Genomic DNA, 23668 nt, shown 5'->3' with positions numbered 1-23668 from the left:
TAATCTGGTTTTATACTATGTGGAAATCTATCCGCGGGAGTTGAAGCTAACGGATTTTATTTGCATTATCAAAATGTTCTGCAATAGCCCGGTTTTTATTTTGCCGTTAAACCGGAAGCGAAAAATGAAAAGCTGTTGTTAATTGTAACCGGATTATTTCCAAAAACGGATAATTAAAACCTCTGCCAGCAAGGCACCAATAGCCATGATGAGGAAGAACCGCCAAAGTTGTCTTCCACTATGGATGACGTTAAATTGGTCGGAAATTTTTGCATCGGATGTTGTAAATAGTTGCACCTGTTTGAATCCGGCATGTTGGAGTTGTTCTGTGAGTTGGCTGGCATCATAGCAAACCGGTTCCGACTCTTTTCGGTTATAGTTAAACGCCAACGGTAGGGCTCCGTTTCCAGAGGTTAATTTATAATTCCCGGCTTTCGTAACCGCACCCGTTTTCATTTGAAACCGGTTTCCCGGAAGCGGTTGTATTGTGGGTAACCAATCAAACGAATTACCAACTCCCAACAGTTTCATTTCTCCCTGCGAATTCCCGTTTCCCGGAAAAGGAAGGTCAATCACTTTATTCCGTCCGATGGTGTAATACAACGGCGAACCTTGCACACTGTTCAATACCATTTTATAAATCAACGGTACAAACAGCGCATGGGTGAAAAATTGGCGGTTTTCGGAAGTTGATGGCAGCGTGAAGAGGAAGAATTTTCCTTTCCCGGGCTGACTTTCGCTGAGAAGTAAATTACCATTGGCCAATGTCAGAATGGGCAAGGCTTTGGATTGAACGGTTTGGCTGGGAAAATGAATTTTTACTTCAGGCAAATCTCCGTCAGGATTGGGGCCACTGAAAACGTCCTGAAAAAGAGGGTTCGTGACATCAAGCTTTGCAATGTGCATGGAAGTGGTGTCGGCGGTTGCGGAGTAAGGATTTCCCTGCATTTCGGTGATGAATTGGTTGTAAGATTCCAAATCACCGTTTTTCGCAGGGAAAAAGACAACCGTTCCGCCCTGCCTGATAAATTGCGCCAGACTTGCTGTCAATCCGGAAGAAAGCTCCGGAAGCTGAGTAAGGAAGATAATCTGTTGCTTACTGAAGTCGCCGGTCCGGACCTGTTGCCAGCCAGCTTCCTGGTAATGCACCAGACTGTCTGTTTTCAGTAATGCTGAGAGATATTTTTCGCTTTCACTGTTTCCGTGAATCACCAGCGCATTTATTCGTTCGGTTACCCGGAAACCGAGATAAAGCGTGTTGTCATACGTTACCGGATAATCGGTCAGTTCAACCCGGGCATTTTTGATTCCCGCACTCCGGGCGGTGAATTTCAGCGAAACGGTTTTTTTCTGGTTCGGCTTAAGGTCAAAACTGGTGACTGCCCGCAGCGAATCGTTTTCAATATAACGCATCGGAACGTCTGTCAATTCCTGGTCGCCGTTATTTTTGACGCGGGCATAAAGCGTTTCAGCAGTTCCTTTAATTCTTCCGGGTACGGCAAACCAAGCCGAATCGACCAGCAGGTTGTTGACTTGCTTTGCCTTCAATAAGTCAACATTCAGGCTCATCAAGGTATCCGTTTTTATTTGCTGAATATCCGCGATGTTCTTCTGGAAGTCGCTGAAGAGATAGACCGGAGTGGCACCCGAACTATTTTCACTTTTCAATCGTGTTGAAAGAACCCGCATGACTTGCGACAATTGCGGTCGGACAGGAGTGGCTTCCAGGGCACTGATTCGGTTGATCAACATACTCCGGTCGAGCAAACGCTGATTTTGCAGCGATAAATCGTTTGTGACCAAGGCAAATTTGGTGTCAGCCGGATAAGTATTGGCCAGATTCAATGCTTCCTGCTTGGCTTGTTCCAGTAGGTTGTTTCCCTCAGAGCCGGCCAGCATGCTAAAGGAATTGTCGATGTATATGCCGGCTCTATCGAAATTGGCTGTGCCTGATGCATTCTTCGGCGGAATAAACGGATGGGCGAAAGCCGTAACCAGGAACGCGATGGCCAGAATACGACTTGCCAGAATTAACAATTCTTTCAGGTGTTTTTGCTGCTTCTTCTCTTTTTTCAGTTGGCTGAGTGCCCTGACATTACTGAAGTAAACCGTGGTGTACCGTCTGAATTTGAAAATGTGGATAATAATGGGAATGAGAATGAGGAACAGTGCCCAGAAATATGTCGGATATAAAAAGGTCATTTGTTTCAGTGTTGATGAAAGGTTTGTGTCATTCCCGGCTCCGAAATTAGCTGAAAATCGGAAATCTGCCAAGGCCGTTAAAATCGGGCCGAAAGTTTCAGGTTGATTCTTCTTCCCGTCAGGTAGTTGGGCACCGCATGCATTTGGTTGTACACATCGGTTACCCAGAAATAGGAAATGGTATTGTTGATGTCCATCAGGTTGAAAACTTCCAGAGAAACGGAAGCATTTTTAACGCCTAATCGGGTTTTCATATTTCGGTTTTCACCGGAAAACAATGTTTTGGTAAAACCAATATCGACCCGGCGGTAAGGCGGCATCCGGAAAGTGTCCATCCAACGCTTGCTGTTCGGAGGGCCGAAAGGCAATTTCGAACCGTAATGAAGTGTCAGATACATTTTAATGGACGGATATCCCGGAAAGTAATCCTGAAAAAAGAGACTGAAATTGACGCGCTGGTCCGTTGGACGCGGAATGTATCCGGGATAAACAATCTGCGTATTTCCGTTGGCATCGGTTATAGTGTGTTGGTCACCGATGATGTCTTCTTCTGTTTTCATGAGTGAAAGACTGGCCCAGGACTGAATGCCGCTCACAAATTCGCCGTTCAGTTTCATATCGAGGCCGTACGCATAACCTTTGGCTACTTCTCCCGAAAGGTAACGGATACGAATGTTGTCAATCTGGTAAGGAATCAGGTTCCGGAGCGACTTGTAATACAACTCTGACGATAGTTTAAACGGGCGTTCCCACAGCCGAAACAAATGATCGACTCCAGCCACATAATGTGTCGCTTCCTGCGCCTTCACGTTCCGGTTGATTTGTCCATCGATGGTTTGCAATTCCTTGAAAAAAGGCATTTGCTGGTATTTACCCCACGCCACCCTAAAGACATAATTCTTTTTCCAGTTCGGATACCAGGTGGCCGAAATGCGTGGACTCACGATAGATTGGTTATTGAAATTCCAGTATTGTGCCCTGATTCCACCGTTAAGGTATACGTTACCACCGGCCACCGGAATGGTCCAGGTATCCTGCACAAAACCGGAAAACCGGTTGCTGCTGATATTGTTTTTTGCATTCACCGATTGATAAAGCTCCACAGACTGATCATTTCGCGGAAGCGAATAACCGGCTGAATCGCGCATTTGCCATTCGTTGATTTTCTCATCAAACGTTTCGTGCCGGAATTGCAATCCCCAGTCCACTTTGTGATTGCCTTCCCGAAGTTCGCCGCGGTGCTCAAGACTCATCACGCGGGCATCCAGATTGTTGCGTGCATGGTCGAGATAGGAGCCAATGCCAATGTTCATGGTGCTGTCGGCGTATGTGGCAGAACCGGGAGAGATGTCTACTTCATTCAGCAGGTATTGTCCCAGAATGTCGTATCGTTCTGTTTCCACCGAATGAAAAGCGGAAGCGGTTAGTTTCAAGTGAAGCTTATCTATTGGATGAAAATCGAGGTTCAACGCACCGAGTTTGGTTTCGTAGCGGTCTTTCTCTTGACCGTCGAAGTAAATTTTCAGCTGGTACACCTGGCTCCAGGTTCCGTATTGAGTTTCCCGGGTTGTCGGAATAAACTGGTAAACATTCGAGGCAATATTTCCCAAAAAGCCCAAAGTCAATTTAGGTGAAAACTGGTAGGTGAGGTAAGTCTGGAAATCGAGGAAGTTGGGGGAGTAATCACCTTTCTGGTCCAATGTTCCCAACAAATACCGGTTGGTTTTGTAGCGGATTCCGGTCGTATGTGTGAACCGGTTTTTCAACGCCGTCCCTTCGAAATGAGCCGAAGCTCCCAGCAAACTTATTTCCGCGGATGCGGCTGTTTGTTGAGGCTTCCGGTAATGAATATCGAGCACCGAGGACATTTTATCGCCATACGAAGCATCGAAACCTCCTGACGAAAACTCAATGGACGAAACCATGTCAGGATTGATGATGCTCAAACCTTCCTGCTGCCCCGAACGAACCAGGAACGGCCGGTAAACTTCAATTCCGTTGATGTACACCAGGTTTTCATCGAAGTTTCCACCGCGAACCGAGTAACGGGAACTGAGCTCATTGTTGGAATAAACGCCCGGCATGGTTTTCAGCAGTGCTTCCACACCTCCCCCCGAAACTTCTGGTATATGAGTCGTTAATTTCGGATTCAGCGTGCTCATCCCGTTTTTCTGCCGGCGGGCTTCCGAAACAGTCACTTCATCGATTTTTCCGGGAAGCAGCTTCAGCACCGGTGTAATCGTTTTTTCTTCACCCGGAGCGAGCAAAATTTTCATTTCTATCGACTGATACCCAACCCGGGAAATATAAAGCGTTTCTTCCTTTCGGGCCGGAACCTGCAGAATGAACTGACCATTTTCGTCGGAACTGGTACCAACGGCCAAACCTTCGAGGGAAATATTGACCAATTCGAGCGGCTTCCCTTTTTCGTCGGTCACCTGTCCTTTGACATGAGCTGTCAGTGTCTGACTTTTTCCTGTTAAAGAAATAGTCAGCAAGCAGATGAACATAGAAAAAGCGACGAAAAATTTTCTCATAAGAATCGGGCGCTTCAACGTAAATTTGGTTACCATAAAGATGGTTAAATCGTCTGAATTGAGCGAATTTAAACTAAATGAATGATTTTTCCCCGCTCATATTTTTGACTATGTTTGCAAATATCACACATTTGTGAGACTGAGAAAGAATTGTAGAGTATAGATTTTTCCGTGAGTGTACGTTACAAACCATTGAATTCGGTACTGGTAAAACCTGCCGGTCCTGACTGTAATCTCGATTGCAGTTACTGTTTTTACCTGGAGAAGGACGAGCTGTTTCCGGATACGAAAGTGCACCGGATGTCGCCGGAAATCCAGGAAGAGATGATCAGGCAGGTGATGCAGCAGTCCGGGCAGAACGTTTCCATTGCCTGGCAAGGTGGTGAACCGGCTTTGATGGGACTGGACTTCTACAAGCGGGCGATTGAGCTGGAGCAGAAATACGGTTACGGAAAAATTGTCGGTAACGGTTTTCAAACCAACGGTACATTGCTGGACCGTGACTGGGCCAAATTTTTCAAGGAATATGACTGGCTGATCGGTTTGTCGCTGGATGGCCCGCAACATATTCACGACCGCTTCCGTAAGGATAAAGGTGAACAGCCTACCTGGGAAAAGGTGGAGAATGTGGCGAAGATGTTGTTGGAAGAAGGCGTGGCGGTAAATGCCATGTGTTGTGTGACCGATTACTCGGCTGATTACGCAGAGGAACTCTACAATTATTATAAGCGTCTTGGTTTAACTTACATGCAGTTCATTCCTATTGTGGAACCGGACAAGGATGATCCCACCCAAGCAGCATCCTTTTCGGTGACGGCGGAGAAATATGGCAAGTTCCTGGTCGAACTTTTCGATCTGTGGCTGGCCGATTTTGAAAATGGACAACCCACCACGTCCATTCGTCATTTCGAAACGGTTTTTCACACGTACGTGGGAATGGAAGCCCCCGAGTGTGCTTTTATGCGCGAATGCGGCGTTTACACGGTGATTGAGCACAACGGCAACGTTTATTCATGTGACTTTTTTGTCGATCCGAAATACCGGTTGGGAAATATTCGACATGACAAAATTGTTAATATGTTGAATTCCAGGAAGCAACAGTCTTTTGGACGTGCGAAGAGTGCTGTTCCGGTAAAATGTCGTCAATGCCGTTGGTATACGAAGTGTTACGGTGGTTGCACCAAGGACCGTATTAAGGACCCGCGCGATCATCGGAAACCACGTTTTTGTGAAGCACATATGATGTTTTTCGAACATGCCGATGGCGTGCTGACACAGATGGCCGCTGAATGGAAAAAACAGCAGTCCGATTACCAGGAATATCAGCAGACCGGTGGGACGTATAACGCATTTAAGGATTTTGTGAAGAAGTAATTTATGGCGAAAGTTTTGATATTGACCACAGAAAATGCTGCCCGTTCGCAAATGTTGGAGGGATGGCTACGCTATTATACGCGGAATAATGTGGTAATTCGAAGTGCCGGTTTGAAGCCCTGCGACATGGATGCGTTTGCCGTGAAGGCGATGATTGAAGCGGTGGTGGATATCCGTGAAGCCAAAAGTAAAACACTGGGCGATTTGGAAGAAAGTGATTTCGACCAAGTCATTACGCTTACCCCCTTGGCGACCAGTGAAGCGATGAGTAAATACCCGTCGGCAACAGTGGAGGAGGCCATTTTTGACGATCCGAAACTGTCAACGGGTGAGGAGAAAGAGCGATTGAAAATATATCGCCAGAGTGTAGATGAGATAGATGATTATGCCTTCAACTATGCCGTTCGCAAGTTGGGGCTGGAATTTTAAAAGGGGGAAAATGAAACAGAAAAAACAGAAGAATTATTGGGTCGCCGGCCGGATAGTGGCCGTATTATTTTGGGTAGCGTTGGGATGGAGTTGTTCGCCGGACGAAACGTTGGTTCCTTTGCCGAATCAACCAGGTAGCGGGAGCGTTCAGGATTCAACGTCAACTGCCACGACGGACACCACGTCAACATCAACTTCTACACCGCCGGACACGACATCGACCACACCGTCGGGGAATGTGACCTTTAAAGATGCGATGCTGGCGGAAATTAATTTTGCCCGGACGAAGCCGGCGGATTATGCTAATCAACGATTGAAAAGTGAATATAACTCAGGTTCCGACAATGGTGCCTACAATGATTTAACCAGCCGCTCTGCTGTAAATGCCTTAGCATTGAATGATCTGTTGACAACTTCTGCAACGAAGTATGCGAAGTACATGGCCGACCATAATGTTTTTGGGCACACCGAAAACGGTACGCCGCAATCGCGTGCTCAGGCTGAAGGTTACACCGGTTCGGTAGGAGAAAACATCGCTGCCGGATCGTATCCATCCTACAATGCCGAATCGGATCCGAACGGAGCGGCTATCTCCTTTGTCAAGCTCCTGATTATCGACACAGGTATATCAGGTGTCGGTCATCGAAAAAATATTCTTAATAGTTCGTATAAAGTGGTTGGTATCGGTTTTTACCGGAATACAGCAAGCAAATTCCAAAACTACCTGGTTCAGGATTTCGGCACCAAATAACCATTCAGAAATCAATAAGATGAATCGTTATGATGAAGCAATTCGAAATTACTCTTTCTCCATATCTGCGAGGTTACCATTTAATCACGAGTGAAATTCAGCGGCAGCTTCCCGAGCTACCCAAAGCGGGACTGGTTCATTTGTTGATCAAGCATACGTCGGCGGCGCTTTCGCTGAATGAAAATGCCGATCCATCGGTGCGCGATGATTTCGAATCGTTCATGAACAAGTTGGTCCCGGAAAATGATCCGGTTTTTACGCATGTGTTGGAAGGTTCTGATGATATGCCTGCTCATTTAAAATCGTCACTTCTGGGGGCAAACCTCACGATTCCGGTAACCAATGGTCGCCTAAATCTGGGAACCTGGCAGGGAATTTATCTCTGCGAATTCCGGAACCGCGGTGGTTCGCGCAAGATTGTGGTGACGATTATGGGCGAATAGCCACAGATTGTACCTCTATTTATTCATCTGGTTTAGAAACATTTTATATTAGGTCATAGCGGATGCAGGACGTTGAATCCTGCATTCGGTCATTTTTATTGGTACGTTTTTTCCGTTGCTTTAAGAATCTAATGGACAAGATTCAACAACACAAACCGATAAAACGTACATACACGCTATGACTAAAAAATTACTGCTCGGGGTGGAGGCCATCGGACAGGGCGCGATCGACGGAGGAATGTCGGGCGTCTATGCCTATCCCGGGACTCCTTCCACCGAAATCACCGAATATGTTCAGGAGAATGCGATAGCAAAGGAGCGAAAAATTCATCGCGAATGGTCGGCTAACGAGAAAACGGCTATGGAAACAGCCCTGGGCATGTCGTATGCCGGCAAGCGCGCCATGGTTTGCATGAAACACGTGGGATTAAACGTAGCTGCCGATGCATTTGTCAATTCGGCCATTACCGGTGTGAACGGTGGATTGATTGTCACCGTTGCCGACGATCCTTCGATGCACTCGTCTCAGAACGAACAGGATTCCCGTTTCTACGGAAAGTTTTCCATGCTGCCTATCTTGGAGCCATCCAACCAGCAGGAGGCCTACGAAATGGCCCGTACCGGATTTGAATTATCCGAAAAGCTGGGCGTTCCGGTCTTGCTGCGCATTACCACCCGTTTGGCGCACTCGCGTGCCGGCGTGGAAACCGTAGAACCGATGCCTGAAAATACAGGTTCATTGCCGAAAGACCCCAGACAATTTGTGTTGCTTCCGGCCATTGCCCGCAAGCGTTACGCTGGTCTGCTGGAAAAGCAGGATTCTTTCCGCGAAAGTGCAGAAAAGGCATCGTTCAACCAGTTTTTTGATGGCGAGGATAAAAGCCTGGGAATTATTTGCTGCGGCATTACCTATAATTACCTGAAGGAAAACTACCCGGATGAATGCCCTTATCCGCATGTAAAACTCAGTCAGTACCCGTTGCCGGAAGACATGCTGACCAAGCTTGAACAGCAGGTAGATGAGATTTTGGTACTTGAAGAAGGTTACCCGCTGGTAGAAGAGTTGCTGAGTGGTTTCTTCTGTCGTGGCCGTCGCATTCTGGGCCGCCTCGATGGAACTTTACCGCGTATGGGAGAATTGAATCCCGACCATGTCGCGAAAGCGTTAGGAATTCCTGTAAAAGAAGGCGAAAAAGCGCCGGATGTGCTGGCGAATCGTCCACCGGCGCTGTGCAAAGGCTGCAGCCATCATGATACCTACAAAGCATTGAATTTGGTGATGGAGCCATTTGGCGACGGGCACGTGTTCTCCGATATCGGCTGTTACACGCTGGGTGCCTTGCCGCCTTACTCATCTATCAATTCCTGTGTGGATATGGGCGCCTCGATAACCATGGCCAAAGGTGCCGCTGATGCAGGATTGTTTCCATCGGTTGCCGTAATTGGCGATTCCACTTTTACCCATTCAGGAATGACGGGTTTGCTGGACGCTGTGAACGAGAAAACGCCGATTACGGTACTGATTTGCGACAACGAATCGGTTTCGATGACCGGCGGACAAGATTCGGCAGCTTTGGGCAAAATAGAATCCATTTGTCTTGGTCTGGGCGTTGATCCCGATCACTTACATACCATTGAAGCGCATCCCAAAAATCACGATCAACTGGTAGAATTGCTCGAAAAAGAAGTGAATTACGAGGGTGTGTCAGTGATTGTTCCGAGAAGGGAATGTATCCAGAAAGCAGCTCGCCGCATTCGCGCCGAAAAAATGAAGAGTGAACAGAACGCTTAGTCAAACCGAAAAATTTTTAAGCATATGAAATGTGATATTGTATTGGCAGGCGTTGGCGGACAGGGCATTTTGTCGATTGCCGCTGTGCTGGGAATGGCTGCCGTTGAAAACGATTTATACCTGAAACAGGCCGAAACGCACGGAATGAGTCAGCGTGGAGGAGCCGTTCAGTCGTATCTGCGATTGTCTGACAATCCCATTTATTCGGATTTAATTCCTACCGGAGAAGCCGATATCATTCTCTCGGTCGAGCCGATGGAATCACTGCGCTATCTACCTTTCCTGTCGAAAAAAGGCTATGTGGTGACCAATACCACGCCTTTTGTGAATATTCCGGATTATCCGGAAATGGAAAAGGTGTTGGGCGAAGTAAAAAAACAACCACATCACATTGCTATCGATGCCGATAAAGTGGCCAAAGAAGTGGGAAATTCACGCGCATCGAACATGGTGATGCTGGGAGCTGCTTCACCGTTTATCGATATTCCATTCGAACTTATTGAAAATGGAATTCGCAAAATCTTTACACGGAAAGGGGAGGCCATTGTCAATCTTAACCTGGAAGCTTTGCGGGCAGGAAGAAAGTTCGCGGAAGCCAACCGATAGATATTAGTTCCATATAAAAGAAAGAGTCTGTCCATTTGCTTTTTGGACAGACTCTTTTTTAGTATTCATTTGGGTAAAACATCAGGACATAAATAAAAATTGTCAAGACTTTATTTTAATACATCAAGACATAATTTGAAAACGTCAAGACATTTCAGACAAAATACTTAAGCATTTTCGCCAAAAGGTCTTGATGTTTTTGTAAAAGATCAAGACGTAATTTTAGGAAGTCCGTATTTTTTAAAATAAAGTCCGGACTTTTTTAAAAAAGATAAGGACCTTCTTTCAACAAAGTCCCGATCTCGTTGGAAAAAGATCGGGACCTCATTGCGAAAACGTACGGATCTGTTTTAAACGAGGTCTGTATACTCTTGAAGAACAAGTGGTGATTCTTGGAAAAAAGAGGCGGCTTCTTTTTTGTATCGCTAAGCTGCTTTTAGTCTTTTGCTTTGTCTGTTTCGGTATTGGAATAAAACCGTTCCAGGATACTCATATCGTTGGCTTCTTTCGATAGTGACACAATGGTTTCCTGCGGAACATCGAACAAGTCGAGCACAATCAGGCCATCGAGGCAGTTATTGAATTTCGGATCGACATTAAACCCGATAATTTTGGCATTCAGTCCGAGGTATTTTTTCAGCAGTACCGGCAACCCTTTGTTGTATTCATCAATGTCGCCAATGAATCTATCCAGTGAACGGATATCATCAGTCATATTCTCCAGCGCCACATTCAGATTTTCATCATGGGTGGTTACTTTGTGCCGATTTCGTGGGCGAATATGTTTGGCCCTTTTGTAATCGTAAAAATTGGCCATGATGTACCGAATGATCAATTCCTTCGATTTATCGGAATAGGTGCTGCTGATGCTCACCGGTCCCAGTAAATATCGGTATTCCGGATTACGGAGAAGAAAATACAGGATTCCTTTCCAAAGAAGAAACAGTGGAAGCGGTTTGCGTTGGTATTCTTTTACAATGAACGAACGGCCCAGTTCAAGCGATTGGTTTAGCGTGTCTTTGAAACCTTTTTTCATCCGGAAAAGGCTTTGGGAATAAAATCCCTGGACACCAAACTGCTGCAGGATATCTGCACCTTTCCCAATTCTGTATGCGCCTACTATCTTCTCTTCATCCCGGTCCCAAATGAACATTTGATTGTAGTACAGGTCAAATTCGTCGAGGTCGGTGGCCCGGTTGGTGCCTTCGCCCACTTCCCGGAAGGTGATTTCGCGTTGCCGCCCGATTTCGTGAAGAATATTGGGCATCACCTCCGATGGAGCGCAGAAGATTGAATAGTTCTTGATATCGAAGAGCCGGAAATCGGAATGGAGGTTGCGAACCTCTTCCAGAATTGCTTCTTTGGAAGCTGGTGCGATGATTTCTTCCGGTTTGGGTTTTCTTTTCAGCGAATAGTTGAAAAAGCGCTTGACTTCCAATCCGGTATCCAGACAGTAGGTTTTTGACCGAAGATACCGGCCATACTGGTGAATATCGGTGAAGGAATGTTGCTCCTTTACGGGAATGGGATTGCCGATACGTACCTTAATGGTTTTCCCTTTCTTGTTCAACAATTCGGACGCGAGTCGTGCGGTTCGGAGGGTCGGATGAATGCGTCCCAGCCAGTGGAACATCCGGCTGTTGGTTCCGTGAAAAAAGATGGGAACCACCGGCGCATCCGATTTTCGGATGAATTTGATGGCCGGATACAACCATTCCCGATCGGCAATAAAATTGGCCGAGTTGTAGTTGGTTGATACTTCCCCGGCAGGGAAAATACTGAGCACACCACCTTCACGAATGTGGTCTATTGCAGCTTTCATTCCGCTGACACTGGAGCCGGCTTCCGGCATATTCTCAAACGGGTTAACAGCGAAAAAGAACTCACTGATTGGCCCAACCTTCTTCAGCAAAAAGTTGGCCAGTACCTTCTGATCTTGGCGAACCATCGACAATAGCTTGATGAGCAAAATGCCATCGATGCCGCCAAACGGATGGTTCGAGACGGTAATTAATCCACCGGTTGCAGGAATGCGTTCCAGATCCTGTGGATTAAATTCCAGATGGATGTCGAGATAATCAATTAAGGCATCGACGAATTCAATCCCTGATTTATTTCCAATCTCGTCGTAGAGTGTATTTAACTCATTGAAGCGAAGGAGGTGCATTAGGAATTTGGCAAAATACTCGCCTCCAAGATATTGGATGAATGGACTGGCTTTGACCAGATCTTTAGAGCTAACGATTCCCATGGTTAATTTAACATGTGCTAGGTTGAGCCAAAGATAAAAAAAATGGTTCTTGAGCAACATGTTCTTCGAAGATGTAACCATTCTGTCTCGAAAATGTAAAAATGAAGGCATTTGAGAATGTGCATGCTGAAAAGTGTAACTTTGCCCGCAAAAGCAGCAATTTGAGTCAGTATTTGAATAAAACGGATTCGTCCGGATGGTTGCCGACCTCTGCGAAAGAGATGAAGGCATTGGGATGGGATGCACCAGATGTTATCCTGTTTACCGGTGATGCGTATGTGGACCATCCGTCGTTTGGGGCGGCGGTTATCGGGCGCATCCTGGAAGCTGCCGGATTGCGGGTGGCCGTTGTGCCGCAACCCAATTGGACGGACGATTTACGTGACTTCAAAAAACTGGGTGAACCTCGTTTGTTTTTTGGCGTTACCGCCGGAAATATGGATTCGATGGTGAATCACTACACGGCAAATCGCCGCCGTCGTTCCAACGACGCTTATACGCCGGGAGGCAGAGCAGGTGCCCGTCCTGATTATGCTTCGGTCGTTTACTCCAATATTCTCAAAAAACTTTATCCCGAAGTTCCCGTGGTGTTGGGAGGAATTGAAGCATCATTGCGCCGCCTGAGCCATTACGATTACTGGTCGGATAAACTCAAACCGGGAATACTGGAAGAGAGTGGTGCCGATTTGCTTTTTTATGGCATGGCCGAAAAATCCATTTCCGAATTTGCGCGATTGGTACAACGTGGCGTTCCGGTACAATCGTTGACCAATATTCCACAAACCGCTTTTATTCTTCCGTCGGGAGAAAATTATGCCACCAAATCCGATTGGGAAGCGCTTGACCTGAATGCGCATGAGGCGTGTCTGACGGATAAAAAGAAGTTTGCTGCTAATTTTCGGTACATCGAAGAAGAATCCAACAGGTGGCAGGCGAAGAAACTGATTCAGCAGATTGGGAACCGGCAGATAGTCGTTAATCCGCCGTGGCCGCCGCTTTCCACCAAGGAAATCGATCAGGTATACGATTTGCTGTTTACCCGGTTGCCCCATCCTCGTTACAACGGAAAAGGAGCAATTCCGGCCTACGAAATGATCCGGCATTCCATTAACATTCATCGCGGATGTTTTGGGGGCTGCTCATTTTGCACCATTTCAGCGCACCAGGGGAAGTTTGTGGTTTCCCGTTCCGAGAAATCGGTGATGAAAGAGGTAGAAGCCGTCGTGAACATGCCCGATTTCAAAGGAAATATTTCCGATGTGGGCGGTCCTTCAGCCAATATGTATCGCATGGCAGGTAAGGACTTGGAGCTTTGCCGACAGTGCAAACGGCCTTCGTGTATTTATCCATCGGTTTGCAAAAACCTGGAAACCGATCACCGTCCGTTAACCGGATTGTATCAAAGAGTTGCTGGTTTTTCCGGAGTAAAAAAAGCGTTCATCGGTAGCGGCATTCGTTACGATTTGGCTTTCCATGAAACCGGGGATGCAAAAAAAGATGAAGGGAATCTGGAATATTTGCGCGAAGTGATCCGGCATCATGTTTCCGGCCGCCTGAAAGTAGCGCCCGAACACACTTCGGACGAAGTGCTGAATGTAATGCGTAAACCTTCGTTTGAGTTGTTTCGTCGGTTAACAGCCTTTTTTCATACGGTCAACCGGAAAGAGGGACTAAATCAGCAGTTGATTCCTTACTTCATTTCCAGTCACCCGGGAAGTTCGCTTGAAGCGATGGCTGAGCTGGCAGCCGAAACAAAGGATTTGGATTTCAAACTGGAGCAGGTACAGGATTTTACCCCTACGCCCATGACGGTTGCGACGGTAATTTATTATTCGGGATACCATCCCTATACACTTGAAAAGGTATTCGTACCCCGAACGGAGAAGGAGAAACTGGCACAAAGAAAATTTTTCTTTTGGTACAAAAAGGAATACCGAAACTCGCTAAAACAGGAGTTACAGCGACTTAACCGGCCTGACCTGGAGAAACGGTTGTTTGATGCACAACCACTGCCTTCCGGGAAAAAAAGAGAGCAACCGAAAAGAAGAAAGCCATCAAAAAAGCGGCGTTAAGCTTTCTGGAAAAGACGCCCCTGCCAGGTATCTCTTTCTTCCAGGCGCTTTTCTACCTTGGCAACAAACTCGAAATTTTTCAATCCCCATCGAGGTGCAATAAGCAAATCGGCTGGTGCCGAACTGACAAATCGTTCAACGATGATATGCGGATTCAACCGTTCGAGGTAATCGACAACCAATTCGCGATATTCTTCCACTGAAAACAGGTGGAACATGTCCGGTGTGTCGGCATACTGTTTGGCCATGAACGTACCTTTGTGAATTTGCAACTGATGTAATTTCAGGTTTTCCACCGGCAACCGGGAAATGACATCGGCCTGTTCCAGTATTTCGTCACGGCTTTCACCCGGAAGCCCGAGAATCATGTGCGCACAATTGTGAATGCCTCTTCGTGATGTTTCTTCCAACGCTCTGACGGATTCTTCCCAGGCATGGCCACGATTGACGGCTTCAAGCGTACGATCCTGCACCGATTCGATGCCCAATTCTACCATCACATAATACTTTTCCGAAAGTTCCTGTAAAAAGTCGAGCACGTCATTGTTGAGGCAATCGGGCCTTGTGGCAATAACCAAACCGATAACACCAGGATAGGCCAGGGCTTCATCATACAATTTCCGGAGATCTTTTACAGGTGCATACGTATTGGAGTACGCTTGAAAATAGGCCAGAAATTTGATGCTTTCGTATTTCTTGCGAAAGAACTGTATGCCTTCTTCCAGCTGACTGGTAACACTATTTTCCAGCTGACAGTACATAGGTTTGAAGGTTTTGTTATTGCAGTAAGTGCAACCGCCGGTTCCACGGCTTCCATCACGGTTGGGACAGGTAAATCCGGCATCGATTGAGATTTTCTGAACCCTTTCATTAAATTTGCGCCTGAAAAAGGTAGGAAAATCGTTGTATCTCCGTTGATGTCCCCAGGGAAAATTCCTGTTCGTTTGTGCATCAGCTGTCATGGTCGCAAAGATAGGGGTTATTTGTTTTTAGAACAGTTCTAAAATTATGTCTAACGGTTCATTTCTTCTTGATAACTTAAGGTTCCGGAAGGGTTAATTCGTTTTTATTTTTTAAACCTTTTTCTATCTTTAGCCACTAAAGTAACTGGTTGATTATGTTTACAGAAAAGGATATTCAGCAAATTAGTAATCGCGGTAGCCAATTACCGGAAGTAGAACATCAAATTGAGAATTTTAAGAAGGGATTTCCTTTCATGAATGTCCTTCGCCCGGCCACTGTAAACGACGGTATTATCCAGCTCGGTGAAAACCATATTGAAAAGTATATCGGCATCTTTGAGCATGAGGTCAACCGGGGAATCGCCATCGAAAAGTTTGTACCGGCGTCGGGAGCAGCCAGTCGGATGTTTCAGAAGCTTTTCGCTTTTCAGGATGCAGTAAAATCGCAGGAACAAGCAATTTCATTGCTGAATGAGGATATGCATTCCGATGTAAAATCCTTCTTCGACAACCTGCCGAAATTCGCTTTTTACCATCAATTACCCGAGGAATTGAAAGAGGCAGACGCCGATGGACATTTACCCTATCGGGAGATTCTGGAATTTCTGTTGACAGAGAAGGGATTGAATTACGGTTTCCTGCCAAAGGGATTGTTGCAGTTTCATCAATACGAAAAGGTATCCAGAACGCCGGTTGAGGAACATATGGTGGAAGGCGCCTTGTACGGCAAGGATTCGGGGAATAAAGTGAGTTTGCATTTCACGGTATCGCCGGAGCACCTTTCATTCTTTGAAGAAAAGACGGATGAAGCCGCTAAAAAATTTGAACATCAGTATGGTGTGCATTACGAAATTGGTTTTTCGGAACAAAAGCCATCGACCGATACCATAGCTGTATCACCTGAGAACGAACCGTTTCGTCAGGCAGACGGAACGTTACTATTCAGGCCGGGCGGACACGGGGCTTTGCTCGAAAATCTGAACGATATTGACAGTGACATCATCTTTGTTAAAAACATCGATAATGTTGTGCCTGACAGACTAAAAGACTCGACCGTACGTTATAAAAAAGCATTGGCTGGTGTATTAATGTATTACCGGCAAAAGGTTTTTAACTACCTTCGCGAGTTGGAAAAAGCCAGTGTTGCGGTACCCGATAAACTCATCGCAGAGATTTCGGATTTTCTGACGAAGGAACTTTGTGTGGAGCCAGCAGAAAGCCAGTATTATACAGAGAAGGAGGATTTAATTCCTTATCTGAGAAACAAATTAAACCGGCCCATCAGAGTTTGCGGAATGGTGAAAAATGAAGGTGAACCGGGCGGTGGTCCGTTTTGGGCACGCAATGCAGACAATACCATTTCGTTGCAGATTGTAGAAGGGAGTCAGATTGATAAAGAGAATGAGGAACAAACAAATATAGTCGGACAATCGACACATTTCAATCCGGTTGATTTGGTCTGCGGAGTTCGGAATAGCAAAGGCGAGAAATTTGACTTACTGAAATACCGCGATCCGAATACCGGGTTTATCTCTCACAAATCGAAAGAGGGAAAACCGTTGAAGGCGCAAGAGCTTCCGGGGCTTTGGAACGGAGCTATGGCCGACTGGATTACACTTTTTGTGGAAGTACCGGTCATTACCTTCAATCCGGTAAAAACCGTTAACGATTTATTGAGAGAAGAACACCAGAACTCCTAGGGAGAGGATGATATTGCGTTGGGGATTATTAACAGATACGCAGACAGGAAAATTTTATGGAACAAGGAGCTAAGGACGACTACGAAAGCAATGAAATTGCTCTCTTAATTGAACGTTATCAGAAGATGCAGCACGAGGAGCGTGTTGAGTTTTTTGATGTGGCCGAATTTGAATATATCATCGACCATTATACTGACCGGGGACATCATTCTCAGGCGGTAAAGGCGGTGGAAAGCGGTGTGATGCAGCATCCTCAGGCGATTTCACTCAAGGTGCGGCAGGCTCGTATTCTACTGACACAAGGAAAAGTGGAAGAGGCGAAGGAGATGCTCGAAATGGTCGCAGGAATCGAATCTTCGAACCCGGAGATTTTGCTAATGCTTGGTACATGCTACAATTTTTTGGGCGACAGCCCGAAAGCCACTTATTATTTTGAAGAGGCTGAGCGTTTTTCCTACGAAGAAAAAGACGAAGTACTGTATAGTATTGGAGTTGCATTTATTCAGAACAGCGAATACAGCCGGGCCATTCCGTTTTTTGAAAAGGCGCACCAGGAGAATCCGGAAAACGAAAATGTGATTTACGATTTGGCTTTCAGTTACGACAAGGTTGGTGAGAGTTACAAGTGTATTCAGTTTTACAACAAATACCTTGATTTGGATCCGTTTTCCGAATTTGTTTGGTACAACCTTGGGATTGCCTATAACCGGGTAAACGACTTCGATAGGGCGGTGGAAGCCTATGATTTTGCCCTGGCGTTGGATGACAATTATGCCTCGGCGCTTTTTAATAAGGCCAATTCGCTTGCTAATGCAGAAAAGCTTGACGAAGCGATTGCCACTTACGAGGAATATCTGAAAATTGATGGTGATTCGGACGAAACCTACTGTTACATTGCTGAATGCTATTTTCATCAGCGCAAATTCAAAGAATCATTCGATTACTATAAAAAGGCTTTGCAACTGAATGCTTACAATGCAGATGCGTGGTATGGAGCATCGGTGGTTTTACTGGTTGAGGATAAAGTACCGGAAAGTCTGGTATTCCTGAAGAAGGCCATAAAACTGGAAGAAGACAATGCCGATTTTTGGCTCACGTTTGGTAAAGTCAACTCCACGTTGAATTACTACGAAGAAGCTGAGCAAGCTTTCCAGAAAGCACTCGAGCTGGATGTGGATAATTCTGACAACTGGCTTTCGTTTGCCGATTTTTATTACGAATACGAGCAGCTGGGCATGTCAATCGATACGCTGATGAAAGCCAAAAAGCAAGGTGTTGTAAGTGCCACATTGAATTACCGTTTGACCGCGTATTTGTTGGAAAACGGCGATGAGCACCTGGCCATGCACTATTTGGAACAGGCGTTGAGTGAGGACTTTAGTCAGTACCACGATTTGTTTGATTTTTGTCCGAAAGCCCTGGAAAGTGATCATGTCAACCGATTGATTGATAAGTATAAGACGATTAATCATTATCATTAACAATGATTAACTTTTAAAATACTGACAGAATCCGGCCGGAAGAGATTTCGGCCGTTTTTTTATCTTATTTTAGCCAACCGGAAGTTTGAAAATATTAACATAAGCGATGAAAAAATACTTAAGCCTGTTTACCAAAGGTTTGGCCATGGGGGCTGCGAATGTCATTCCCGGTGTTTCGGGAGGAACGGTGGCCCTGATTACCGGGATATTTGAAAAGCTGATAGACAGCATCAAAGCATTTAATCTGACGGCACTGAAACTGTTACTGAGCGGAAAGCTCAAAGATTTCGCACGTTATATCAACCTCGATTTCCTGCTGGCGGTTTTTTCCGGTGTTGCCATTAGTATCCTGACCCTGGCCCGGTTGTTCGATTTTCTGTTCAAGAGTTATCCGGTTTACATCTGGTCGTTCTTCTTTGGTTTGATTCTGGCTTCGGTCTATTTTATTGGGAAGACCGTTGAGAAGTGGCGTCTGTCGGTAGTCATCAGCTTGATTGTGGGAACGGCGTTTGCTTTCTCCGTATCGGTGTTGAGTCCTGCATCCGAAAACTCATCAATGCTTTATCTATTTATTTGCGGAATCATCGCTGCCTGTAGTATGATTCTTCCGGGATTATCGGGTTCGTTTGTACTTATTCTGCTGGGTAACTACCAGTTGGTGATGATTGATTCGATTAATGATCTGAACCTGATGGTATTGCTGCCGGTTGTAATAGGCGCTGTAATTGGCTTGCTCGCTTTTTCACATGTTTTATCGTGGGTTTTCAAAAAATTCAAGGACCAGACTATCGCATTGCTCACAGGTTTTATCCTCGGTTCCATGGGAATTCTTTGGCCCTGGAAACATCCGGTTTATAAACTCGATTCATTAGGCCATATCCTGATTAAGAAAAGTGGAGAAAAAGTGGTTTCGGGTTACGATTGGTTTGTTCCGGACACGTTGACAACCGCGGTTGTAGTAGCTGTATTGTTGATGATTGCAGGAATTTTTACGATATATCTCTTGGAGAAATCGGCTCAAACAGTGGAAGAAGAATCATGAAACAAACATTCGGCCTTATTGGATATCCGCTGACGCATTCGTTCTCGAAGAAATTCTTCACCGAAAAGTTTTCCCGGGAAAGGATTGATTCGGTCTACGAAAACTTTGAAATCGATAACATCGGTAAGTTGTCGGCAATCATTCGGGAGAATCCAACGCTTAAGGGGCTGAATGTAACCATTCCGTACAAACAGGATGTGTTCTCTTATCTGGATGAGGTAGATGATGCGGCACAGGAAATCGGTGCCGTAAACACCATCCGGGTCGAATGGGAAGGTGAGAATTACCGTTTGCACGGATTTAATACCGACATCATTGGCTTTGGCGATTCCATTCAACCCTTGTTGAAAGCGCACCATAAAAAAGCTCTGGTTTTAGGAACGGGTGGCGCTTCCAAAGCGGTCGTTTGGGCATTGCAGAAACTGGGCTTATCCACCGTTTTAGTTTCCCGGTCCCCGAAAGGTGAGGGACAAATCAGCTACAGCGATTTGGACAAAAGTCTGATGACTGAATACACGGTCATCGTCAATACCACACCGCTGGGAACATATCCGAAAATGGAAGGAGCTCCGGACATTCCTTACCAGTTTATTAATGACACACATTTGTTGTACGACCTGGTCTACAACCCTGAAAAGACTCTTTTTCTAAAAAAAGGAGAAGAGCAGGGGGCTGTCATTAAAAACGGACTGGAAATGCTTCATGGGCAGGCGTTGGCTGCCTGGGGAATCTGGACTCGTGATTAGTTAAAGGTTCCTGGTTAGCCCCTGCGAAATTTCTTCCGGGTAACCGATATCGACCAGAAAAAGGCCACGGGCGGCAGCACTCGAACCAGCTACCCGACGGTCCTTGGCTTCGATAATGCGCGCAATTCCTTCCGGCTCCATTTTTTCCATGCCAATATCGAGCATGGTACCGACAATTGCCCGAACCATGTTCCGTAAAAAACGATCAGCCTTAATGGTCAAAATATATCGATCGGATTCTTCGGTCCAAAAAGCCTCCATAATCTTACAAATTCCGGTTTTTACATCGGTACCGGTGCGGCTGAAACTCGTGAAATCGGAATAGTTGAATAGCAGTTTGGCTGCTTCATTCATTTTTTCGGTGTCGAGCAACCGGTAGTGATGATATGCAAATGTGCGGCTGAAGGGATCTTTCTGTTTCGTGATGAAATACTGATAGGTGCGATACGTGGCGTCGAAACGGGCATGTGCCTTATCGTGTACTTTGTATATATTTTGTACCGAAATATCGGGCGGAAGGAACCGGTTCAACCGGAAGGTGAAATGCTGATCGTCCAGGTTTTCCGATTCGGCATCGAAATGTGCTACAAAAAAGCTGGCATGTACACCAGTGTCGGTTCGGCCGGCTCCGGTAACGTGAATGGTCTCACGTGAAATAGTAGACATGGATTGCTCCAGAACTTCCTGCACACTAACAGAGCCTGGCTGGATTTGCCAGCCGTGATAATTGGTGCCGTCGTATGCGAGTTGAATAAAATAGCGTTGCATCAAGTGTTGTTTGCCTTTGTATTTAAACGGGAATCCACGATGGATTGAATGCAGATTTCCCGGTCGTCAAAGGTAAAAAAAACTGACGTTGTTCGTCCTGGTCGGGCGATGCGGTAATCGCCAGAGGTGGTTATGGGGAAGCTTTCGGGATCACGGACTAACTTTTCCAGTAGCCAATCAATTTTTCGTTCGAGATTGATACCGACCCGTGGCGACCATTCCCCGGATAAAAAATCCCGAAGTTGACTGAACTCATTTTCGGCTTTAGGGGTTAATATGACTTTACGCTCTGTCATAGTAAAAAATATTTTTACAGCATCTTAAATTAAAGTATTTTAGGAAGTTTTCAAAGGTTTTAGGGTTAACTATTTTTAACAAAATGTTATTGGCTAATCGTCGGTAAACCATTAATTTCGTAGGCATTCAAAAAAAGAAGTTTTCAATTAATAGTAATAACGTTGCAGAAGTTTGAAACGAGCATGTTTTGATTATGACAAGTAAAATGGAGAAGATTTCAATAACATGTGCGTTCTATTCGACAATTAAAAAATAAATAATATACGAATGGATCAGTCAGTAGATATTAAAGAACTCAATGAGAGGATTCAACAGGAGAGCTCTTTCGTCGACATGATTACCATGGAGATGAATAAAGTGATTGTGGGACAAAAGCATTTGGTTGACAGTTTGTTGATTGGACTGTTATCCGACGGACACATTTTGCTGGAAGGTGTACCTGGTTTGGCGAAGACGCTGGCCATCAATACCCTTTCGCACATTGTGGATGCCAAATTTGCCCGCATCCAGTTTACACCAGACCTGTTGCCTGCCGACTTATTGGGTACCATGATTTACAGCCAGAAGAACGAAGAGTTCATGGTGAAGAAGGGGCCGATTTTTACCAATTTCGTATTGGCCGATGAGATCAATCGGGCACCTGCCAAAGTGCAGTCGGCATTACTAGAAGCCATGCAGGAGCGGCAAATCACCATTAGCGATCATACGTACAAACTGGAAGAGCCTTTCCTGGTAATGGCTACACAGAACCCGATTGAGCAGGAAGGTACCTATCCGCTTCCCGAAGCTCAGGTCGACCGTTTTATGCTGAAAGTCGTTCTGGATTATCCGAAGAAAGATGAAGAGCGGCTGATTATTCAGCAGAATTTGCTCAAGAAATTCCCGGAAGCATCACCGATTCTGAAACCGGAAGACATTATCCGTGCACGGGATATCGTGAAGGATGTATATATCGACGAAAAGATTCAGAAATACATTGTCGATATTGTTTATTCAACGCGTCAGCCTGCGGAACACGGATTGCCGAAATATGCAGAAATGATTACGTACGGTGCATCGCCTCGTGCCTCTATCAGTCTGGCACAGGCAGCCAAATCGTACGCTTTTATCAAGCGTCGCGGCTACGTGATTCCGGAAGACATCCGTGCCGTTTGCCACGATGTATTACGTCACCGTATCGGACTGAGTTACGAAGCGGAAGCCAATAACCTGACCAGCGAAGAGATCATCTCTGAAATTCTCAATACAGTTGAAGTACCGTAGTAACGGTTTCCCGGAAACGGGAGTTGAGAATTGAATGGAATGTATTAGGAACAAACAAGTTATTGTGCTGTGGAAACATCGGACCTGTTAAAGAAAGTTCGGAAAATTGAGATAAAGACGCGGGGATTGTCCCGCAACATCTTTGCCGGAGAGTATCACAGTGCTTTCAAAGGTCGTGGTATGGCCTTTAGTGAAGTGCGTGAATACCAATTTGGCGACGATGTGCGGAACATCGACTGGAACGTAACAGCCCGGTACAACAAACCCTTCATCAAGGTATTTGAAGAAGAGCGGGAGCTGACCGTGATGTTGATGATTGATGTGAGTGGTTCGCGTGACTTCGGTACTTCCGAAAAGCTGAAGAAGAATGTGATTACCGAAATCGGAGCGATCCTTTCATTCTCGGCCATTTCCAACAATGATAAGATTGGTGTGATTTTCTTTTCCGATAAAATCGAGAAGTTTATTCCGCCACAAAAAGGTCGGACACATACGTTGCGCATTATCCGGGAGCTTATCGAATTTAAGCCCGAATCAAAGCAGACGGATATCGCTCAAGCCCTGCAATATCTCACGAATGTGATGAAGCGCAGGGTTACGACGTTTGTCATTTCCGATTTCATGGATAATAATCCGGAGTTGGAAAAAGCGTTTCGTATTGCCAACAGCAAACACGATGTGGTTGGACTGCAGATATACGATGAGCGGGAAACGGAATTGCCTTCCATTGGTATGGTGAAGTTCAAAGATGCCGAATCGGGAGAATACCTTTGGGTCGATTCATCAAGCCGGAAAGTCCGGGACGCTTATCAGAAATGGTGGAACGAATACCGGTCGAAGTTCGACATCATGATGAAGCGCTCAGGCGTCGACTATGTGGGAATCAATACCAGTGAGGACTATGTGAAATCGCTTGTTTCACTGTTTAAGAAAAGAGAACAATAATCAATGA

The 23668-nt window shown here is 45.7% G+C and carries 19 protein-coding genes; 13 read left to right on the top strand and 6 right to left on the bottom strand.

Annotation, left to right across the window (positions count from 1 at the left end):
* Window positions 1-153: 153 nt before the first annotated feature.
* Window positions 154-2202 carry a vWA domain-containing protein gene (locus T426_RS0121185; RefSeq protein ID WP_153637562.1) on the bottom strand — a complete coding sequence of 683 codons (2049 nt, stop codon included), beginning with the start codon at window positions 2200-2202 and terminating at the stop codon, window positions 154-156.
* Window positions 2203-2279: 77 nt separating this feature from the next.
* The gene (locus tag T426_RS0121180) at window positions 2280-4739 is read right to left on the bottom strand and encodes a TonB-dependent receptor (protein ID WP_025863684.1); all 2460 of its coding nucleotides are present in this window, start codon (window positions 4737-4739) and stop codon (window positions 2280-2282) included.
* A 171-nt stretch (window positions 4740-4910) separates the two neighbouring features.
* Between T426_RS0121180 and T426_RS0121175 the strand changes: the two genes are divergently transcribed.
* From T426_RS0121175 to T426_RS25890, 6 genes are all read left to right on the top strand, one after another.
* The gene (locus T426_RS0121175; protein ID WP_025863685.1) at window positions 4911-6113 is read left to right on the top strand and encodes an anaerobic sulfatase maturase; all 1203 of its coding nucleotides are present in this window, start codon (window positions 4911-4913) and stop codon (window positions 6111-6113) included.
* A 3-nt stretch (window positions 6114-6116) separates the two neighbouring features.
* Window positions 6117-6542 (top strand): arsenate reductase/protein-tyrosine-phosphatase family protein, encoded by a 426-nt coding sequence (locus tag T426_RS25440; protein ID WP_025863686.1) that lies wholly within the window; start codon window positions 6117-6119, stop codon window positions 6540-6542.
* A gap of 10 nt (window positions 6543-6552) precedes the next feature.
* Entirely contained in the window at window positions 6553-7293 is a 741-nt protein-coding gene (locus T426_RS0121165) for a CAP domain-containing protein (RefSeq protein WP_025863687.1), read from the top strand.
* A 29-nt stretch (window positions 7294-7322) separates the two neighbouring features.
* Window positions 7323-7736, top strand: a complete 414-nt coding sequence (locus tag T426_RS0121160) for a secondary thiamine-phosphate synthase enzyme YjbQ (protein WP_025863688.1) — start codon at window positions 7323-7325, stop codon at window positions 7734-7736.
* A gap of 178 nt (window positions 7737-7914) precedes the next feature.
* Window positions 7915-9528 carry a thiamine pyrophosphate-dependent enzyme gene (locus T426_RS0121155; RefSeq protein ID WP_025863689.1) on the top strand — a complete coding sequence of 538 codons (1614 nt, stop codon included), beginning with the start codon at window positions 7915-7917 and terminating at the stop codon, window positions 9526-9528.
* Between the two features lie 24 nt (window positions 9529-9552).
* The gene (locus T426_RS25890; RefSeq protein ID WP_025863690.1) at window positions 9553-10134 is read left to right on the top strand and encodes an indolepyruvate oxidoreductase subunit beta; all 582 of its coding nucleotides are present in this window, start codon (window positions 9553-9555) and stop codon (window positions 10132-10134) included.
* 436 nt (window positions 10135-10570) lie between these two features.
* Here T426_RS25890 and T426_RS0121145 read toward each other — a convergent pair whose 3' ends face one another.
* Window positions 10571-12385, bottom strand: a complete 1815-nt coding sequence (locus T426_RS0121145) for a bifunctional lysophospholipid acyltransferase family protein/GNAT family N-acetyltransferase (protein WP_025863691.1) — start codon at window positions 12383-12385, stop codon at window positions 10571-10573.
* A 101-nt stretch (window positions 12386-12486) separates the two neighbouring features.
* On the opposite strand from T426_RS0121145, the gene T426_RS0121140 reads away from it, so the two are divergent.
* Entirely contained in the window at window positions 12487-14457 is a 1971-nt protein-coding gene (locus T426_RS0121140) for a YgiQ family radical SAM protein (protein ID WP_081782375.1), read from the top strand.
* On the opposite strand, the gene mnmL is transcribed toward T426_RS0121140, so the two are convergent.
* The gene (gene mnmL / locus T426_RS24675; protein WP_025863693.1) at window positions 14454-15419 is read right to left on the bottom strand and encodes a tRNA modification radical SAM protein MnmL/YtqA; all 966 of its coding nucleotides are present in this window, start codon (window positions 15417-15419) and stop codon (window positions 14454-14456) included. The two genes, T426_RS0121140 and mnmL, sit on opposite strands and share 4 nt — an antisense overlap.
* 155 nt (window positions 15420-15574) lie before the next feature.
* On the opposite strand from mnmL, the gene T426_RS0121130 reads away from it, so the two are divergent.
* From T426_RS0121130 to T426_RS0121115, 4 genes are all read left to right on the top strand, one after another.
* The gene (locus tag T426_RS0121130) at window positions 15575-17119 is read left to right on the top strand and encodes a DUF4301 family protein (RefSeq protein ID WP_025863694.1); all 1545 of its coding nucleotides are present in this window, start codon (window positions 15575-15577) and stop codon (window positions 17117-17119) included.
* A 56-nt stretch (window positions 17120-17175) separates the two neighbouring features.
* Window positions 17176-18600: a tetratricopeptide repeat protein gene (locus T426_RS0121125; RefSeq protein ID WP_025863695.1), complete on the top strand. Its 1425-nt coding sequence runs from the start codon at window positions 17176-17178 to the stop codon at window positions 18598-18600.
* A gap of 106 nt (window positions 18601-18706) precedes the next feature.
* On the top strand, window positions 18707-19642 hold the full coding sequence (locus T426_RS0121120) for a DUF368 domain-containing protein (protein ID WP_025863696.1): 936 nt from the start codon (window positions 18707-18709) through the stop codon (window positions 19640-19642).
* On the top strand, window positions 19639-20388 hold the full coding sequence (locus T426_RS0121115; protein ID WP_025863697.1) for a shikimate dehydrogenase family protein: 750 nt from the start codon (window positions 19639-19641) through the stop codon (window positions 20386-20388). The genes T426_RS0121120 and T426_RS0121115 overlap by 4 nt, the downstream gene beginning before the upstream one ends.
* On the opposite strand, the gene truA is transcribed toward T426_RS0121115, so the two are convergent.
* On the bottom strand, window positions 20389-21156 hold the full coding sequence (gene truA / locus T426_RS0121110) for a tRNA pseudouridine(38-40) synthase TruA (RefSeq protein ID WP_025863698.1): 768 nt from the start codon (window positions 21154-21156) through the stop codon (window positions 20389-20391).
* Window positions 21156-21452 carry a type II toxin-antitoxin system RelE/ParE family toxin gene (locus T426_RS0121105; RefSeq protein WP_025863699.1) on the bottom strand — a complete coding sequence of 99 codons (297 nt, stop codon included), beginning with the start codon at window positions 21450-21452 and terminating at the stop codon, window positions 21156-21158. Before T426_RS0121105 ends, truA begins: the two co-directional genes overlap by 1 nt.
* 268 nt (window positions 21453-21720) lie before the next feature.
* On the opposite strand from T426_RS0121105, the gene T426_RS0121100 reads away from it, so the two are divergent.
* Together T426_RS0121100 and T426_RS0121095 are read left to right on the top strand one after the other, a co-directional pair.
* On the top strand, window positions 21721-22716 hold the full coding sequence (locus tag T426_RS0121100; RefSeq protein WP_025863700.1) for an AAA family ATPase: 996 nt from the start codon (window positions 21721-21723) through the stop codon (window positions 22714-22716).
* A 69-nt stretch (window positions 22717-22785) separates the two neighbouring features.
* Window positions 22786-23661, top strand: coding sequence for a DUF58 domain-containing protein (locus T426_RS0121095; protein WP_025863701.1), 876 nt, complete (start codon window positions 22786-22788; stop codon window positions 23659-23661).
* Window positions 23662-23668 lie beyond the last annotated feature (7 nt).

The organism is Prolixibacter bellariivorans ATCC BAA-1284 (genome assembly GCF_000621705.1).
Lineage (GTDB): Bacteria > Bacteroidota > Bacteroidia > Bacteroidales > Prolixibacteraceae > Prolixibacter > Prolixibacter bellariivorans.
The sequence above is the reverse complement of the archived record's forward strand: the minus strand, read 5'-3'. Positions and strand labels throughout refer to the sequence as shown.